The sequence below is a fragment of the Saccharospirillum sp. genome (assembly GCF_039982735.1).
Classification (GTDB): Bacteria; Pseudomonadota; Gammaproteobacteria; order Pseudomonadales; family Natronospirillaceae; genus Saccharospirillum.
Window position 1 is genome coordinate 17,968 of record NZ_JBDWXV010000002.1, and the last position, 17,103, is coordinate 35,070.

14 protein-coding genes are annotated in these 17,103 nt (G+C 58.0%); 8 read left to right on the forward strand and 6 right to left on the reverse strand.

The features are described from left to right. The first annotated feature begins 589 nt into the window (after nucleotides 1-589). Nucleotides 590-2,002, forward strand: a complete 1,413-nt coding sequence (locus tag ABJT94_RS00880) for a DUF4397 domain-containing protein (protein WP_348473748.1) — start codon at nucleotides 590-592, stop codon at nucleotides 2,000-2,002. Between the two features lie 81 nt (nucleotides 2,003-2,083). On the opposite strand, the gene ABJT94_RS00885 is transcribed toward ABJT94_RS00880, so the two are convergent. The 6 genes from ABJT94_RS00885 to ABJT94_RS00910 form a co-directional block, all read right to left on the reverse strand. Continuing rightward, nucleotides 2,084-2,512, reverse strand: a complete 429-nt coding sequence (locus ABJT94_RS00885) for a CBS domain-containing protein (RefSeq protein ID WP_348473750.1) — start codon at nucleotides 2,510-2,512, stop codon at nucleotides 2,084-2,086. Between the two features lie 85 nt (nucleotides 2,513-2,597). Beyond that, entirely contained in the window at nucleotides 2,598-3,251 is a 654-nt protein-coding gene (locus ABJT94_RS00890; RefSeq protein WP_348473752.1) for a hypothetical protein, read from the reverse strand. 93 nt (nucleotides 3,252-3,344) lie between these two features. Beyond that, nucleotides 3,345-3,800 (reverse strand): YaiI/YqxD family protein, encoded by a 456-nt coding sequence (locus ABJT94_RS00895; RefSeq protein WP_348473754.1) that lies wholly within the window; start codon nucleotides 3,798-3,800, stop codon nucleotides 3,345-3,347. Between the two features lie 290 nt (nucleotides 3,801-4,090). Next, entirely contained in the window at nucleotides 4,091-5,377 is a 1,287-nt protein-coding gene (locus tag ABJT94_RS00900) for an FAD-binding oxidoreductase (RefSeq protein WP_348473755.1), read from the reverse strand. Nucleotides 5,378-5,641: 264 nt separating this feature from the next. Then, complete coding sequence (locus ABJT94_RS00905) at nucleotides 5,642-7,129, reverse strand: CoA-acylating methylmalonate-semialdehyde dehydrogenase (protein ID WP_348473757.1); 1,488 nt, start codon at nucleotides 7,127-7,129, stop codon at nucleotides 5,642-5,644. A gap of 40 nt (nucleotides 7,130-7,169) precedes the next feature. Further along, the gene (locus tag ABJT94_RS00910; RefSeq protein WP_348473759.1) at nucleotides 7,170-8,531 is read right to left on the reverse strand and encodes an aspartate aminotransferase family protein; all 1,362 of its coding nucleotides are present in this window, start codon (nucleotides 8,529-8,531) and stop codon (nucleotides 7,170-7,172) included. 292 nt (nucleotides 8,532-8,823) lie between these two features. Between ABJT94_RS00910 and ABJT94_RS00915 the strand changes: the two genes are divergently transcribed. The 7 genes from ABJT94_RS00915 to ABJT94_RS00945 all read left to right on the forward strand — a co-directional run bounded on the left by ABJT94_RS00915 (nucleotide 8,824) and on the right by ABJT94_RS00945 (nucleotide 17,092). Continuing rightward, nucleotides 8,824-10,314: an aldehyde dehydrogenase gene (locus ABJT94_RS00915; protein ID WP_348473761.1), complete on the forward strand. Its 1,491-nt coding sequence runs from the start codon at nucleotides 8,824-8,826 to the stop codon at nucleotides 10,312-10,314. A gap of 91 nt (nucleotides 10,315-10,405) precedes the next feature. Beyond that, nucleotides 10,406-11,233, forward strand: a complete 828-nt coding sequence (locus ABJT94_RS00920) for a hypothetical protein (RefSeq protein WP_348473762.1) — start codon at nucleotides 10,406-10,408, stop codon at nucleotides 11,231-11,233. Nucleotides 11,234-11,678: 445 nt separating this feature from the next. Further along, nucleotides 11,679-14,474, forward strand: a complete 2,796-nt coding sequence (locus ABJT94_RS00925) for a monovalent cation/H+ antiporter subunit A (RefSeq protein WP_348473764.1) — start codon at nucleotides 11,679-11,681, stop codon at nucleotides 14,472-14,474. After that, a complete protein-coding gene (locus ABJT94_RS00930; RefSeq protein ID WP_127558074.1) occupies nucleotides 14,474-14,839 on the forward strand; it encodes a Na+/H+ antiporter subunit C in 366 nt (121 codons plus the stop codon). Before ABJT94_RS00925 ends, ABJT94_RS00930 begins: the two co-directional genes overlap by 1 nt. Further along, the gene (locus ABJT94_RS00935) at nucleotides 14,839-16,344 is read left to right on the forward strand and encodes a monovalent cation/H+ antiporter subunit D (RefSeq protein ID WP_348473766.1); all 1,506 of its coding nucleotides are present in this window, start codon (nucleotides 14,839-14,841) and stop codon (nucleotides 16,342-16,344) included. The genes ABJT94_RS00930 and ABJT94_RS00935 overlap by 1 nt, the downstream gene beginning before the upstream one ends. Beyond that, the gene (locus tag ABJT94_RS00940) at nucleotides 16,341-16,829 is read left to right on the forward strand and encodes a Na+/H+ antiporter subunit E (protein ID WP_348473767.1); all 489 of its coding nucleotides are present in this window, start codon (nucleotides 16,341-16,343) and stop codon (nucleotides 16,827-16,829) included. The genes ABJT94_RS00935 and ABJT94_RS00940 overlap by 4 nt, the downstream gene beginning before the upstream one ends. Continuing rightward, nucleotides 16,823-17,092 carry a K+/H+ antiporter subunit F gene (locus ABJT94_RS00945; RefSeq protein ID WP_127558080.1) on the forward strand — a complete coding sequence of 90 codons (270 nt, stop codon included), beginning with the start codon at nucleotides 16,823-16,825 and terminating at the stop codon, nucleotides 17,090-17,092. Before ABJT94_RS00940 ends, ABJT94_RS00945 begins: the two co-directional genes overlap by 7 nt. The last annotated feature ends 11 nt before the right edge of the window (nucleotides 17,093-17,103 follow it).

A 17,103-nucleotide genomic window follows, 5' to 3' on the forward strand; every position in this document is an offset into this window, starting at 1 on the left:
AGCCTTGTGGCGGTCGCAACCGACTTTTATTCACACTCCATCTGGCCATCCGGCCGCTCGCTGTCAAGCCATTTTTTCATCAAAAAGGCTCTAAAACAGGCTTGACAGCACATGCTCTCGTCACAACCTCCCTAAGTCCATCGCATTCTACTTACCCACAGAAAATGTGGATAACCTTCTGCATAACTTTGGGACAAGCCCAATGAATGCGAATCTTTCCCCACTATCATGGCGTTACAGCCGGGTGTGAAAAATTGACTGATTTTCCAACACCCGCTTTGAACTCGCTGGAGGATCGGGCTGTTAAGGTCGAGGCCGAAATGTGCGCCTGTTCACTTTTTACACACAAAATCTGACTTTGACTCCACCCGTTTGCCTGTCATTCCAATGCCTGGTCTTTTTCCGCAGGCGACGGCAAGGGTTTGAATTTTCGAGCATTTCCTGATCTGGCTGCCGCTCGTCTCCTTCATTGTTCATGGAATCCGACCATTTCATTCAAATTCTCTGACTGATCAGTTGAAACCTGATTTGTCGTATTCCTTCACGCTGGCCAGCACCCACAACAACTTATTCTGGAAGGATAACGACAATGCACACTCTAAAAGTGATCGCCGGAATCGCGGTCAGTGGCCTTATTCTGGCCGGCTGTGAGTCCACCAGCGACGATGATGACACCACCACCGCCCAGGCTTCGCTGCGGGTGCTCCATGCGTCACCCGATGCCCCTGCGGTAAACGTCTACCTCAACGATGCCATGACGCCCGCCGTTGATACGCTCGACTATGGCTCGGCATCTGCCTTTGCGTCTGTGGACGCTGGCACCTATGACACCGAAGTTTATGGAATTCTACCAGGCGGAGCTGACACCGATGACGCCGTTATCGATGCTGACCTGACCCTGGAAGAGGATATGGAATACACCGTGGTTGCGGTCAATTCGCTAGCCAGCATCAGCGCCAAAGTCTTCAGTGACGATGGTTCTGAGCAGGACAGCACCAGGGTACGTGTCCAGGTCGCCCACTTGGCACCCGATGCACCCACTGTGGATGTTCACGTAACGGCTCCCGGAGCAACGCTGACCGCCAACACGGTCTTAGGCACTCTGGAATTTACCGCCGAGTCTGATTTACTGGGCCCGACTCTGGTCGATGAAGGCACCTACCAGATTCGCGTCACCGCGCAGGGAGATACTGATCCGGTTTATGATTCCGGTTCCGTAGAACTGACTGCCGGCAGTGATCTGTTCATCGGTGCCATTCCCAATATGTCAGGGATTGGCAACTCACCGATAGCCCTGGCGGTGTCTGATGGCACAAATACGAGCCTGCTTTATGACAAGAATTCAAGCGATGTAGCTGTGCGCGCTGTTCACAACGCAGTCGATGTGCCAGCGGTGGATATCTTTGCTGCCGCAGACACCACCAGCGCGCTCGACGTCACCGATTTCACAAGCGCCGACGCCTTGTATTCCGACGTATCCTTTCCGGCTATTTCGGCTTACACAGAGGTGGGGTCTGGTGATTACGACCTGGCCGTCAGTCTGAATCCGGATGCCGCTAATGCGTCAATTTCGGCTGAAGGAATCACGCTGGCCAACGGCACTAGCTATACCGTATTCGCCATGGGTACGCTGGATGGAACCGACAGTGCAGACCTGGAACTCGTGCCTTACGTCGATGACCGGCGGTCGGTCGCGACTGCCGCCAAAGTCCGCATCATTCATGGCTCTGCCGGCACAGCGGATGTTGACCTTTATGCCACCGCTGGTACCGACATTACCAACGAAGACCCGGCCTTTGAAGACGTTGCCTACAAGGGCAGCACTGGCTTTATTGAACTGGCCGCTGGCACCTACAATTTCACGGTCACACCCGCCGACAGCAAAACCATTGCTGTTCAAGCGGAGTTGACGCTCGCTGCAGGTGACATTGTTACCGTATGGGCCAGAGATGAAGGTGCCGGTGTCGACCTAAGCGTTCAGGATGACAGCCCGGCTCCCTGATACAGTCTGTCGACGATACACCCATATGTAACCACTAAAAAAGGCCGCTAATAGCGGCCTTTTTATTGCAATGAACGCCGACTAATCAGCCTTGCGTTTGTGCTGACTAACTCGCTCCATCGTTCTTAAAATATCCCGCCAACTGACCATACCCAAGGGTTGATTGCCCTGTGAGACCACGGGCAAACAGGAAATTTTGTTCCGGTTAAACAGACTGATAGCATCGGCCAGTGAGGCCTCTGGCGATATGGTGATGGGGTCGCGCGTCATCACCTGATGGGCGCGCCGGAACAGCGTGCTGGTATCGCGCGTTTGCTCCGACGGCGTCCCCACGTAGGGGGACAGCGCTTTCAGAATGTCCCGGTCGGAAACAATGCCCTTGAGAATGCCGCGCTCGGTAACCAGCAAGTGGTGAAACCGATGTTCTTCAAACAACTCGCGCATGCGCGCCACGGTGTCTTCCATCCCGACCACCACCGGGTTGGGATTCATGATTTTTTTGACACTCATACCCGCCTACCCTGCTGTTACCGTTCTGCACAGCATACCGCCATCGCTCTGGAGTGTCTTCACCTCCCAGCCCGGTCAGGTCAGGTCAGTCGAGCCCCTCTACCTGACGTATTGCCGTCAATTCTTCACGGGCAACCACGAGCCCCCCTTCTTCACGCGTCGCATCGATGGTGCCATCACCGTTTTCATCAACGCCATTAACCAGAGCATTGATCAGCCAGGCCATGTCATCGAGAGACTCCTGCGCGGCTGATGTCGACCGGGCGTCCAGTGCTGCATTGCCCGCGCGAACGGCCAGCTTGGCCAGCGACTCGGCGTTGCGCAACGGATTTCGAACCCTGAGGTTATTATTAATGATGTTGTCGGAGGCACCCGGCGACTGGGCCGCATACAGGGTGTGTTTTTCTGCACCGTCGGCCCCTTCAATAACACCGAAACCCAGGCCCGGCCCGCTGCTCTGTTCATCGGGGTCCAGCGCATGCAGTGCATGAGCCACATGCTGTTTGAGGGTAGCGAGGTCTCCGTTGTGATCTTCAGCCAGCCTGACATGAGTCAGAGCAATCTCGGCTTCCTGCAGGGCCACGGTCATGAACCCGACCTGGCCGGGCGCCTCCGGCCAGGAGGTCGAAACGTGTTCCAAATGCATGTGCGCAACGTTCATGGTGGACTCGGCCTGAACGCCACTCATCAGAGCCAACGCCACACAACACCCAGCCATACTGATGGTTCTTTGCTTCATCCTGCTACCTTCCATGTTTATGAATGTGAGAATCGTACTGATTAGACGAAGCCTAGCGGGTTTTGGATGCAAGCGAACACAAAAAGCGTGATTTCAGTTTTTGCGGCCGTATCGGGCGAGGTAGCTGTCGAGTTTGTTGGCAAACGCCATCCGGTCGGTATTATCCATCGTCTTTTGCCCGCCAGACTGAATGCCGCTGGCGCGCAGCGTCTCCATAAAGTCGCGTACATTCAGCCGACCGCGAATGTTGTCGCGGGTAAAGGCTTCACCCCGGTGACTCAGCGCACTGGCACCTTTCTCAATCACTTCTGCCGCCAGCGGAATATCACTGGTGATCACCAGATCTTCCGCCTCGGCCAGTCGAACAATTTCATTGTCCGCCACGTCAAACCCGGCCGGGACCTGCACCGAGGTCACGTATTTCGACGGCGGCGTCTTGATGTACTGATTGGCCACAAAAGTGGTTTGAACCTGCGTCCGCTCCGCAGCCCTCACAATAATGTCGCGGATCACCGTTGGACAAGCGTCGGCATCTACCCAAATGCGCATATCAAATTCACTGCTTTGCTGGTTTGACGGTATTTTCGCACGCTTTGGGGGTTGAATGGGACTACTGATCGGTGGCACAGGTTGGCTGGGAGGCGCTTTCTTAAAGGTGGTTGAATGCAATTCGATGGCTTGCAGCCGCAACCGGCACCGGGTACGGTTCTGGCGGTCGCTGCAAGTACTTCCATGTAAGCTCGACGGCCCCCATCCCTGGGGACCGACGCCCGCCAGAACCGTACCCGATACCTGTTGCTGGTCTGAATCGGTCAAATCTACTGTGCATTCCGAACCATTTAGATTCCCAGCTTATCTCGCAAGCCGTAATAGGTTGCACCAATGGCTGTATAAGGCGCCCTGAACAGTTGGCCGCCGGGGAAGCGGAAGTGCTTCAGGCTGGCAAACGCATCGAAGCGTTCGGCCTGGCCACGCAGCGCTTCGGCGATCAGTTTGCCGGCCAGGTGAGTGGTGGTGACCCCGTGGCCGCTGTAGCCCTGGGCGTAGTAGATGTTGTCGCCGATGCGGCCGAACTGGGGTAGCCGGCTCATGGTGAGCAGGAAATCCCCGCCCCAGGCGTAGTCCAGTTTTACGCCGGTGAGAGACGGAAAAATGGATTCCAGGTGCGGGCGCAGGAAGCGCTCGATTGAATCCGGATCACCGCCGCCGTAGGTGACCCCACCGCCATAAAGCACGCGAAAATCACCGGTGATGCGGTAATAATCGAGCTTGTAATTGCAGTCTTCGACGCATTCCAACTGGGGAATCAGCTCGCGGGCGCGCTCTTCACCGAGCACCTCGGTGGCCACGATCTGGGTGCCACAGGGCATCGACTTGGCGGCCAGTTCCGGCACCAGGTTGCCCAGGTAGGCATTACCGGCAACCATGACGTACTTGGCGCGCACCTGGCCCTTGTCGGTATGGATCACCGGCTCGGCACCCCGGTCAATCTTCACCACCGGCGAGTCTTCAAAAATCTGCCCACCGTGCTGCTCAATAGCTGCGGCTTCACCCAGGGCCAGATTAAGCGGGTGAATGTGCCCGCCCCGATTATCGCGCAAACCGCCGATGTACTTGTCGGAGTTCACTACCTGACGCACCGCATTCTGATCCAGAAAATCGAGCTGGGTATGACCATAACGTTCCCACAGGGCTTTCTGCTCCTGCAGTTCGTGCAACTGGCGTTTGTTAAACGCCACAAACACACCGCCGTCGCGATAGTCGCAGTCGATGTTGTAGTCGCGAATGCGCTGACGAATGATATCGGCGCCTTCAAACGCCATGCCGCCCAGCATTTTGGCGGTATCCATGCCGTAGTTTTTTTCGATCACATCAATATCGCGGCTATAGCTGTTCACCAACTGGCCGCCATTGCGACCACTGGCACCATAGCCAATGCGCGCCGCCTCAAGCACCACCACGCTGAAACCGGCTTCGGCCAGATGCAATGCAGTCGACAGGCCGGTAAAGCCCGCGCCAATCACACAGACATCAGCCTGAACAGAGTCAGTCAGGGCCGGGCGATCCGCTGTCGGGTTGGCACTGGCGGCGTAATAGGAACCGGTATGTTCGGTACGACGGGTCATCTGGGGCTCCACAAAGAAGAATATAAAGAAGGACGATTGAGATTCCGGTAACTCAGGTTTTGGCGTTCGCATACAGACAAGTGCCGGGTGCCGGGTGTGCCTATCCGGGGATAGTCCGCAGCATGAATGCTGCGGTCTAGGCCCCATGGATGGGTTGAGTGGGCGGCATTCCGCCCGACCCCGGCTAGGCACACCCGGTGCCCGGCACGGACCACTGGCAACATAGCAGCACCGAACGCCATAACCTGAGTTAACCGACCACTATTATTTCATGGTCGGCATCACGAAATCTGCACCCATGTCACCTTCCGGCCAGCGCGCGGTCACGGCTTTGCGACGGGTGTAAAAACGCACCCCTTCCATGCCGTGCATGTGGTTGCTGCCAAACAGCGAGCGCTTCCAGCCGCCGAAGGCATGGAAGGCCATCGGTACTGGAATAGGCACGTTTACGCCGACCATGCCGACCTGGATATCGCGGGTAAACTGGCGTGCTGCGCCACCGCTGCGGGTGTAGATTGAGGTGCCATTGCCGTATTCATGCGCGTTGATCAGTTTGACTGCGCTGACGTAATCCGGCACGCGCACCACACACAATACCGGGCCGAAAATTTCTTCCTGATAGATCGTCATCTCCGGGGTCACGTGGTCGAACAGGCAGCCGCCGATGAAATAGCCCGACTCATGTCCGGCTACTTTGTGGCCACGGCCATCGACGACCAGGGTGGCGCCTTCTTTCACTCCGGCATCGACATACCCGGTTACCTTGGCCAGGTGTTCACGGGTAACCAGCGGCCCCATATCCAAACCTTTTTCAGCGCCGTTGCCGATTTTCAGGGTACGGGCTTTTTCCGCCAGTTTGTCGACCAGTTCGTCGGCGATGTCGCCAACTGCGACTGCCACTGAAATCGCCATGCAGCGTTCACCGGCAGAGCCATAGGCCGCTCCGGTCAGGGCGCTGACCGCGCCATCAATATCGGCATCGGGCATGACCACCAGGTGGTTCTTAGCGCCGCCGAGTGCCTGCACACGTTTGCCGTTGGCGCTGGCGGTGCTGTAAATGTATTCAGCAATAGGAGTCGAACCGACAAAACTAACCGCCTGAATAGACGGGTGAGTCAGTAATACATCGACGGCTTCCTTATCACCGTTCACCACATTAAACACGCCATCGGGCAAGCCAGCTTCTTTTAGCCATTCGGCGACCAGCAAGGGCGCGCTCGGGTCTTTTTCGGAGGGCTTCATGATGAAGGTGTTGCCACAGGCAATGGCGACGGGCCACATCCACATCGGCACCATGGCCGGGAAGTTGAAGGGCGAAATGCCGGCGACCACGCCCAGCGGCTGATTGACCGACCATGCATCGACACCACGACCGACCTGCTCGGTAATTTCGCCTTTCAGCAGGTGCGGAATGCCACAGGCGAATTCGACCACTTCCATGCCACGCACGACTTCGCCGCGCGCGTCTTCAAACACCTTGCCGTGTTCGGCGCTGATCACTTCGGCCAGTTCATCCAGCCGTTCTTCAAGCAGCATTTTAAAGCGAAACAGAATGCGCGACCGGTTCAGGGGAGTGGTTTCAGACCAATCAACAAAGGCAGCCGTTGCCGCTTTAATGGCGCCGGCGACTTCGTCGGCACTGGCCAGAGAGACCTCCGCCGTCTGTTCACCCAGCGCCGGGTTGTACACCGGGCCGGAACGCTTGCTTGGCGCGGTGGTTGCGCCGTTAATAAAGTGGCTAATCTGTTTCATCGGGTTTCCAGTCTGATAAATAGAATAAGTCGGGGCCGGTTCAGTCGGTGGCCTCAATGGCGGTTTTCAGCGTCGACATCAGTTCGTCTATCTGTGCTTCATTGATGATCAGCGGCGGCGACATGGCAATGGTGTCACCGGTGCAGCGCACCAGCGCATTGCCTTTCCAGTAGCAATGGTGGAACACATCATAGCCACGGGCACCGGGCGCTTCGCGCGCTTCCAGTTCAATGGCGCCGATCAGGCCGATGTTACGAATGTCTTTTACGTGGCGCGTGCCTTTGAGGCCGTGCAGGGCATCCTGCCAAACGGGTTCCATCGCCAGCGTGCGCTCAAACAAGCCTTCCTGCTCGTAAATGTCGAGAGTCGCCAGGGCGGCGGCGGCGGCCACCGGGTGACCGGAGTAGGTGTAACCATGGAACAGCTCGATCACCGACTCCGGGCCGTGCATAAAGGCATCGTGAATGAAGTCGGCCGCGAACACCGCGCCCATGGGGATGGCGCCGTTGGTCAGGCCCTTGGCGGTGGTCATCATATCCGGTGTTACGCCAAAGCGGTTGGCGGCGAACGGCTTGCCGACGCGGCCAAAGCCGGTGATGACTTCATCAAAAATCAGCAGAATGCCGTGCTGTCTGGTCAGTTCGCGCAGGCGCTGCAAGTAGCCTTTGGGTGGCAGAATGACGCCTGCCGAACCGGCGACCGGTTCCACGATGACGGCCGCAATGGTTTCTGCACCATGCAGCGCGATCATCCGTTCGAGATCCTGAACCAGATCAGCACCGTGCTCGGGCAAACCCTTGCTGAAGGCATTTTCCGGTAACAGTGTGTGACGCATGTGATCGACGCCGTTCAGCCCCATGCCGAAGGCCTTGCGATTGTTCACCAGACCACCGACAGAAATGCCTCCGAAGCCAACCCCATGATAACCCCGTTCACGGCCGATCAGTCGCGTACGCTCGCCCTGGCCTCGTGCCCGGTGATAAGCCAAAGCGATTTTCAGAGCTGTATCGACCGACTCAGAGCCGGAATTGGTGAAAAACACCTTATTAATGCCGTCTGGCGTGTGCTTGATTAGCCGCTCGGCCAGTTCAAACGGCTTGGGGTGGCCCATCTGAAAGGTCGGAGCGTAGTCCATTTCACTGATCTGACGTGCGACGGCGTCAGATATGTGCGCCCGGCCATGGCCGGCATTCACGCACCACAGCCCCGCCGTACCGTCCAGAACACGGCGGCCGTCTTCAGTGGTGTAATGCATACCTTCGGCGCCGACCATCAGCCGGGGTTCAGCTTTGAATTGCCGATTGGCGGTAAAAGGCATCCAGAACGCATCGGTCTTTGCCGGTGAGTCGGCCGAACGGGCCGTCTGGGTTTGCTTGGACGTGTTATCTGGGGTCTGGGTCATGGCCGTTCTCACTCCGACTGAACCGTGGCGCTACCGTCGGGCCGCACCTTTGATGTTTGTTATTTCGAACACATGGGGGCCAGTGTATGTAAAATAATTAAAACATCAAGTCTTGCTGAAGCCTTGATTCGATAGGGTCATCAAGGCGCATCTGCTAATAGCTGAGGGTGATATGGGCGGCATTGATAATCGGCGTAAAGCGCGCCCTTTGCGTTCAATATATTGAAACCCGGCCAGCGACTGGGGTAAGGTAGCGTGCAATAAGAATGACGCTGACTAACAGGTTCCCAACATGACAGATACCCTCGAATACTGGACTCAACGCGCCGCCGAGCTCAAGCCGGAAGGCCGTGCCTTTATCAATGGCGAATACCAGGCCGCCAAGTCAGGCGAGACGTTTGAAAGCCGCAGTCCGATCGACAACCGGTTGCTGGCCAACGTAGCAGCCTGCGACAGTGCCGATGCCGACAGTGCCGTACGTCACGCACGCGCTGCCTTTAATGATGGCCGCTGGTCGCAATTGCCGCCTGCCAAGCGTAAAACCATCCTGCTGCGCTTCGTCGACCTGATCAAACAGCACGGCGACGAGCTTGCACTGCTGGAAACGCTCGACATGGGCAAACCTATCTCTGATGCCCGCAATGTCGATATCCCGGCCACCCGCCGCAGCCTGCAGTGGTCGGCTGAAGCCATCGACAAACTTTACGACGAAGTCGCCCCGACCGGCCCGGGCGAACTTGGCCTGGTCACCCGCGAAGCCGTCGGCGTGGTTGCCGCCATCGTACCCTGGAACTTCCCGCTGATCATGGCCAGTTGGAAAATCGGCCCGGCCCTGGCCATGGGCAATTCAGTCATTCTGAAACCATCTGAAAAATCACCATTGTCAGCACTGCGTCTGGCCGCCCTGGCCAAAGAAGCGGGCATTCCCGACGGTGTGTTCAACGTACTGCCGGGCTTCGGCCACACCGTCGGCAAGGCGCTGGCCCTTCATATGGATGTAGACACTCTTGTGTTCACCGGCTCTACGGCCATTGCCAAACAACTGATGATCTACGCCGGCGAATCCAACATGAAACGGGTCTGGACCGAAGCGGGCGGCAAATCACCCAACGTCGTCTTCGCCGACGCACCGGACTTGCCGGCCGCCGCCAAAGCCGCCGCCGAGGGCATTTGCTTCAACATGGGCGAAGTCTGCACCGCGGGCTCTCGTCTCTTAGTCGAGGCCAGCATTGCCGACGACTTCATGGCCGAAGTGGTGCGGGCAGTACAGGACTGGAAGCCTGGCAACCCGCTCGACCCGGCCACCAATGTGGGCGCCATTGTTGACGAGACCCAGCTCAAACGCGTTCAGGGCTACATCGACACCGGCAAAACCCAGGGCGCCCGGCTCTCAACCGGAGGTAACCGCGCCGACACCGTCGACGGCGGTTTCTTTATGGAACCGACCGTCTTCGAAGACGTCACCCGGGACATGACCATCTTCAAAGAAGAGATATTCGGACCCGTGCTGTCGGTGGTAAGATTTACCGATGAAGCAGAGGCTCTGGCCATCGCCAACGACACCATTTACGGCCTGGCCGCCGCCGTCTGGACCAGCAATCTGAGCCGGGCGCACCGCTTTGCACGCGGTCTGCGGGCCGGGTCCGTCTGGGTCAACCAATGGGATGGCGGCGACATGACAGCACCCTTCGGGGGCTACAAGCAATCCGGTAATGGTCGCGACAAATCGCTGCATGCGTTCGATAAATACAGCGAAATCAAAGCCACCTGGATCAAGCTGTAACACCCCTGCACCATAAATCGGTTAGCGGGGTGAGGCCTACAGGAACAGGCCCCACCCCGAGCAAACTGACCTCCAACGTTGGGCGCACCGGATGCAAGTACTCACCAACCTGTCCCAACACCGCCGTTGGCTGCACATCAGCCTGCTGTGCTTGCTCCCCCTGTTGACGGCCCACGCCAGGGAACCAGTACACCTCACTCTGGGCGGAACCCCGGCGTCCTTTAATTATATGGCCACCCTGTTGACGCGCTCACTGAATCATCAGGGCTATGCCGTGGAAATCACCAACCTTGGCAACATGCCAACCACACGCCTCGAAGTGTTGATGGAACAGGGCAATATCGACACGCTGATACTGGGCCAGACCCCCGCCCGCAACGAACGCTTTCTGAACGTCCAGGTCGGCATGACCGACAATCTGGTGAACCACCGTATCCTGTTCATCCCTCCGGGCAGCCAGCAGGACTACAACCAGGTCAGTACGCTCGACGACTTTATCGCGCTCAACAAAGTCGCCGGTATGGGTCAGGCCTGGGGCGACAAGCTCATCTGGGAAACCAACAACCTGCCGGTGCAGGGCATACCCGGAGACTGGAAACGGCTCTACCAGATGGTGGCATCTGGCTTGCGGGGTGTCGACTACCTGCCGCGGGGAGCGCATGAAATCGTACTCGAATGGCCTCACCAACAGGAGTTGGCCGTGGAGGAAAGCCTGGTCTTCGTGTACGACCGCGATCACATTCTCTACGTCACCCCCACCAGGCCGGAATTGCATACCCTGCTCAATACCGTCATGAAAGCGGCCTATCAGGACGGTGTAATTCGTGATGTCGCCAATGAATTGTTCAGTGAAGTCTATGACCCGCCGGTTAATTTGCACCAGCGGCGGGTTATTACGCTGGTTACACAGCCGGGTTGAGAGGTGCGGTGATCGGGTTTTGTGCTAGTTATTAACTTCACTGGCACTGCGTTCTTCTGGTCGCCCAGAGGACTGGCCTCTTACAAAGACCGCAAACACAGTAAACCACCAAGCCGTGTGATGGGAGATACTAGGGTGTGCCGCCGGGCCGAGTGACGGCTGCCGGTCAGGCCTCTCCGGCGATGTCTGAGGCATGGATGCCGAAGTCTAGGCCCCATGGATGGGTTCACGCCGACCCCGGAGAGGCCTGACCGGTAGCCATCACGGATTCCTGGCACCCATCCAACAATTCCGGTTTTTCTGGACGCTCGTTGCCTGCCTCGTTATCCTCTTTCGCCATTGAACAGCGAGCGAGCGGACCCATCTGTGCACCGCGCTGTAGCGTAGGTTCAAGGGTCGTCTCGCTGGATGTTGCCGTTTTAACCAAGGGGAGTCTTACCCACCCATGAGTCTTTTCTGGATACTGCTGTTACCTTTGCTGGGGACAGTTGTACCCCTGCTGACTGATCGCTTCGGTCGTACCGCCTGTGCCTTTGCAACCGCCGCCCTGCCAGCGCTGGCACTGGTACTGGTATTGCTGCAGGTACCGGCCGTCTTTGACGGACAATCCGTGGTTGCCACCCTGCCCTGGATACCCCTGCTTGGTCTGGAATTGTCCGTGCATCTCGATGGACTGGCGCTGCTGTTTGCCATACTGGTACTCGGCATCGGCCTGCTGATCATCCTCTACGCCCGCTATTACCTCTCCGACAAAGATTCAATGGGTCTGTTCTACGCCTACCTGATCCTGTTCATGACCGCCATGCTCGGCATCGTGGTCTCACATAACATTCTGCAAATGTGGGTCTTCTGGGAAATGACCAGCGTCAGCTCCTTTTTGCTGATCAGCTTCTGGAACCACAACAGCGACGCCCGCAAAGGCGCCCGCATGGCCATGACCGTCACCGGCCTCGGCGGCCTGGCACTGCTGGCCGGCGTCATCATGATCGGCAACATCGTCGGCAGCTACGACCTGACCGCCGTGCTCAGCAGTGGCGACCTGCTGCGCGAACATGCCGCCTACCCGGTCATCGTCATCCTGGTATTGCTCGGCGCCTTTACCAAATCGGCCCAGTTCCCGTTTCACTTCTGGCTGCCCTACGCCATGGCCGCGCCGACACCAGTGAGTGCTTACTTGCACTCCGCCACCATGGTGAAAGCGGGCATCTTCCTGATGGCGCGGTTTTACCCGGTGCTGTCCGGCACCGAACTCTGGTTCGTGATCGTCAGCCTCACCGGCCTGACCACCCTGCTGATCGGCGCCTACACCGCCCTGTTCAAACACGACCTCAAAGGTCTGCTGGCCTACTCCACCGTCAGTCACCTGGGCCTGATCACCCTGCTGCTTGGCATGGGATCCGACATGGCCGCCGTCGCCGCCGTGTTCCACATCATCAACCACGCCATCTTCAAGGCTTCTCTGTTCATGGCCGCCGGCATCATCGACCACGAGACCGGCACCCGCGACATGCGCCGCCTGAGCGGGCTGTGGAAATACATGCCCTACACCGCAACGCTGGCCATGGTAGCGGCCGCCTCAATGGCCGGGGTGCCGCTGCTCAATGGCTTCCTTTCCAAGGAAATGTTCTTCGCCGAGACGCTGGATCAAAGCTCGCTGGGCTCACTGTCCTGGATGATTCCGGTACTGGCGACCGTCGGTACTGCCTTCTCGGTGGCTTATTCACTGCGCTTCATTCACGACGTCTTTTTTGGTGGTGAGCCCGAAGAGCTGCCCAAGCAACCGCACGAGCCGCCGCGTTACATGCGCCTGCCAATCGACATTCTGGTTGCCTTATGCCTGCTGGTCGGTATCTGGCCTGCGCTGCTGATCGGTAATCTGCTGGCCGTGGCAGCCGGTGCTGTGGTCGGCGGCGACCTGCCCGACTATGGCCTCTACATCTGGCACGGCTTCAATTTGCCGCTCCTGATGAGCGCCCTGGCGATGACCGGCGGAGCCTACGTCTACTTCAACCGGGAAAAACTGTTCACCTTCCAGGCCCAGTTTCCGGAAGCCAATGCCAACCTGATCTTCGACAAGTCGGTGAAATGGGTAATGAAGCACTGCGCCCGCTTTATCGACTGGTTCGAGAACGGTTCGCTGCAACGCTACGCCTTCCTGCTGATACTGCTGGCGCTGGTGCTACTGGGGTTGCCACTGATCGATCTGAACACCACCGCCGGCCTGCGCCCTCAGATTCCGGTTGATGCCGTCATGCTCTCAGGTGCAGCCCTGCTGGCACTGTCATCCCTGGCGACCGTTATCTGGCACCGCAAGCGGCTGATTGCGCTGCTGATGCTGTCGGTAGTCGGTCTGATCGTATCTCTTGCCTTCGCATTGTTCTCCGCACCCGACCTGGCACTGACCCAGCTGTCGGTTGAAGTAGTCACCATCATTTTGTTGTTGCTGGCGCTGTTCTTCCTGCCGCAAAGCACGCCCAAGGAATCGAGCCCGAGCAGGGTCGCACGGGACCTGACCATTGCCGCCATCTTTGGTGGCATCATCGGCACCATCAACTACGCCATCATTACCCGCCCGCTGGACAGCATCTCCGACTTCTTCCTCGACAACGCCAAGAGCGGCGGTGGCGGTACCAACGTGGTGAACGTCATTCTGGTCGACTTCCGGGGGTTCGATACCCTGGGCGAGATCACCGTGCTGGGCATTGCTGCACTCGGCATTTACAAACTGATCGCCCGGATGGGGCTGTTCAAACCCACCAGCGACGACGATGGCCGCCCCTGGACCGAAGACAAACACCCGATGATGCTCTCGGTCATTTCCCAGGGCCTGTTACCACTCGCCCTGCTGGTTTCGGCCTACATTTTCCTGCGCGGGCATAACCTGCCCGGCGGTGGCTTCATTGCCGGGCTGGTCACCTCCATTGCCATTATTCAGCAGTACATTGCGCACGGCGTCGACTGGCTCAAAGACCGGCTGAAACTCGACTACCAGAAGGTCATCGGCAGCGGCCTGCTGATCGCCACGCTCACTGGCCTCGGCAGTTGGGCGTTTGGCTACCCCTTCCTGACGTCCTGGTACGACTACTGGACCTGGCCGGTCATCGGCGAATTCGAGGTCGCCAGCGCCATTGCCTTTGACCTGGGCGTGTACCTGACCGTAGTCGGCGCCACCATGCTGATTCTGGCGAACCTGGGCCAGCATACCACCACTGAACGCGCACGAGAGACGGAGCACCAATAATGGAAGCCATCTTTGCCTTTTGCGTTGGCCTGATGACCGCCTGCGGCCTGTTTTTGACCTTGCGCGGCCGCACCTTCCCGGTAGTTGTCGGCATTACTTTGTTGTCCTACGCGGTTAACCTTTTTCTGTTTTCCAGCGGTCGACTGCTGATCAACGGCGCCACCATTCTGGGCCAGTCGGATCAGTACGCCGACCCACTGCCCCAGGCTCTGGTGCTGACTGCCATCGTCATTGGTTTCGCGATGACCGCCTTCGTGGTGATTCTCGCCATTCGCGCCCGCTCCGATCTGGGTAACGACCACGTCGACGGCCGCAACCCACCAGGTGCCGGCTTGCCCAGTGACCGGCTCAAGGAGAAGAATTAATGCAACATTGGGCTGTGCTCCCCATTCTGATTCCTTTGCTGGCCGGTACTCTGATGCTGCTGCCACCGCTGGCTGGCACCATCCGGCGCCAGCGCATTGCCAGCCTGGTCAGCCTGACACTGATGCTCGTCGGGGCTCTGGTGCTGTTCCGCCTGAGCACCCAGGCAACGCAACTGTATGTACTGGGTGACTGGCAACCGCCGTTCGGCATTTTGCTGGTGGCCGACCGTCTATCGTCTCTGCTGGTGCTGTTAACCACTGTGCTGGCGATCGGGGCCGTGCTCTATTCTCTGGCCGGCGACGACAACCGGGGCAAATACTTCCACTCGTTGATGATGTATCAGTTGATGGGTGTCAACGGGGCCTTTCTGACCGGCGATATTTTTAACCTCTTCGTCTTCTTCGAAGTGCTGCTCATTGCCTCATACGCCTTGTTGATTCACGGCGGTGGCAAGCAAAAAACCCAGGCCAACGTGCACTATATTGTGCTGAACCTGATCGGCTCGGCATTTTTCCTGTTTGCGCTCGGCATGCTCTACGGCACCCTCGGCACCCTGAACATGGCGCAAATGTCGACCCGCATTGCCGGGCTGACGCCCGGTGCCAGCATTCTGGCTGAAGCCGGAGCGCTGTTGTTGCTGGTCGTGTTCGGCCTGAAAGCCGCGATGATGCCGTTGCACTTCTGGCTGCCCAAAGCCTATGCCTCGGCCAGTGCGCCGGTTGCGGCGATGTTCGCGATCATGACCAAGGTGGGCATATACAGCATCTTCCGGGTACATACTGTGGTGTTTGGTGAGCAGGCCGGAGACCTGGCCTACATTGCCATCCCGTGGATCTGGCCGATGGCGCTGCTGACGCTGGTGATTGGCGCGGTAGGCGTACTGGCAGCCCCGACGCTGCGCACCCTGGTCGCCAACCTGATTCTTATTTCCGCCGGCACCTTGCTGGTGGCCGTGGTATTGCTCAATACCCAGGCGGTCATCGGCGGGCTTTACTATCTGGTGCACACCACGCTGGTTACCGGCGCCCTCTTTTTACTGGCCGACGTGATCGCCCAGCAACGCGGTCAGGCGTCCGACCGTTTTGTGGTTTCACGGCCCATGAAACAGGCACCCTTGCTTGGCCTGTTGTTCTTTATCGGTGCAGTTACGGTTGCGGGTTTGCCGCCGCTCTCCGGTTTTGTCGGCAAGGCGTTGCTGCTGCAGGCGGCCCAAACCGCCACAGAGATGGGCTGGGTTTGGTCCACCATTCTGCTCAGCAGCCTGGCAGTGATCATTGGGTTGTCCCGGGCTGGCACAAACCTGTTCTGGCATGTCTCAGGCAATAAAACCGGTACCGACAACGCCCGGCCGATTCAGCTGATTGCCATTGCCTTCCTGCTGCTGGCCTCGCCGGCGCTGGTTATTTTTGGCGGCCCGGCTACCGAATTTGCCGAGGCAGCGGCTTTGCAAATGCAGCAGATGTACCCTGAAGTCCAGACGCTGATCGCGGAGGGCCAGCCATGAAACGACTACTGCCGTTCCCGTATTTGAGCCTGCTGCTGTTGATCGTCTGGCTGCTGATGAACAACAGCATGTCGCCCGGTCAAATTCTGCTCGGGCTGATTTTCGCGTTGCTGATTCCGCTCGGCACTTCGTCCATGCGCAAGAACCAGCCAACGCTGAAAAAGCCGCTTTCGGCTGCGAAATACCTGCTGATGCTGATGGGTGACATCATTGTCTCCAACGTTGAAGTCGCGATTCAGGTTCTAGGCCCCGTGCGCAAGATTAACCCGGGCTTTATCGCCGTTCCGCTCGACATCACACAGGATTTGCCCATCACCCTGCTGGCCAGCAGCATTTCACTGACGCCCGGTACCGTGAGTATCGAGGTATCGGAAGACAAACGCTGGCTGTATGTTCATGTTTTGAATCTGGTGAACGAAGCTGACACCATCGCCAACATTAAACAGCGCTATGAATCGCCGCTGAAGGAGATATTCGGATGCTGACGATTGTTGTTCTGATCAGTTGCACTTTTGTAGGCATCGGGCTGCTGCTGAACCTGTGGCGACTGCTAAAAGGGCCCAGCGTGCTCGACCGGGTGCTGGCGCTCGATACCATGTACATCAACAGCATCGCTTTAATTGTATTGCTGGGTTTGTATTTCGGCTCGCCGCTGTATTTTGAGGGCGCCCTGCTCATTGCCATGCTGGGTTTTGTCAGCACTGCGGCACTGTGCAAATACCTGGTACGCGGCGATCTGATCGAATAATACCGGGCGGC

Excerpts from the sequence above, each read along its gene's own strand:
- ABJT94_RS00920 (WP_348473762.1), top strand. The coding sequence starts at position 10,406 with ATGCAAGTACTCACCAACCTGTCCCAACACCGCCGTTGGCTGCACATC.
- ABJT94_RS00940 (WP_348473767.1), top strand. The coding sequence starts at position 16,341 with ATGAAACGACTACTGCCGTTCCCGTATTTGAGCCTGCTGCTGTTGATC.
- ABJT94_RS00935 (WP_348473766.1), top strand. The coding sequence starts at position 14,839 with ATGCAACATTGGGCTGTGCTCCCCATTCTGATTCCTTTGCTGGCCGGT.
- ABJT94_RS00930 (WP_127558074.1), top strand. The coding sequence starts at position 14,474 with ATGGAAGCCATCTTTGCCTTTTGCGTTGGCCTGATGACCGCCTGCGGC.
- ABJT94_RS00895 (WP_348473754.1), bottom strand. The coding sequence starts at position 3,800 with ATGCGCATTTGGGTAGATGCCGACGCTTGTCCAACGGTGATCCGCGAC.
- ABJT94_RS00910 (WP_348473759.1), bottom strand. The coding sequence starts at position 8,531 with ATGACCCAGACCCCAGATAACACGTCCAAGCAAACCCAGACGGCCCGT.
- ABJT94_RS00900 (WP_348473755.1), bottom strand. The coding sequence starts at position 5,377 with ATGACCCGTCGTACCGAACATACCGGTTCCTATTACGCCGCCAGTGCC.
- ABJT94_RS00915 (WP_348473761.1), top strand. The coding sequence starts at position 8,824 with ATGACAGATACCCTCGAATACTGGACTCAACGCGCCGCCGAGCTCAAG.
- ABJT94_RS00885 (WP_348473750.1), bottom strand. The coding sequence starts at position 2,512 with ATGAGTGTCAAAAAAATCATGAATCCCAACCCGGTGGTGGTCGGGATG.
- ABJT94_RS00945 (WP_127558080.1), top strand. The coding sequence starts at position 16,823 with ATGCTGACGATTGTTGTTCTGATCAGTTGCACTTTTGTAGGCATCGGG.
- ABJT94_RS00880 (WP_348473748.1), top strand. The coding sequence starts at position 590 with ATGCACACTCTAAAAGTGATCGCCGGAATCGCGGTCAGTGGCCTTATT.
- ABJT94_RS00925 (WP_348473764.1), top strand. The coding sequence starts at position 11,679 with ATGAGTCTTTTCTGGATACTGCTGTTACCTTTGCTGGGGACAGTTGTA.
- ABJT94_RS00890 (WP_348473752.1), bottom strand. The coding sequence starts at position 3,251 with ATGAAGCAAAGAACCATCAGTATGGCTGGGTGTTGTGTGGCGTTGGCT.
- ABJT94_RS00905 (WP_348473757.1), bottom strand. The coding sequence starts at position 7,129 with ATGAAACAGATTAGCCACTTTATTAACGGCGCAACCACCGCGCCAAGC.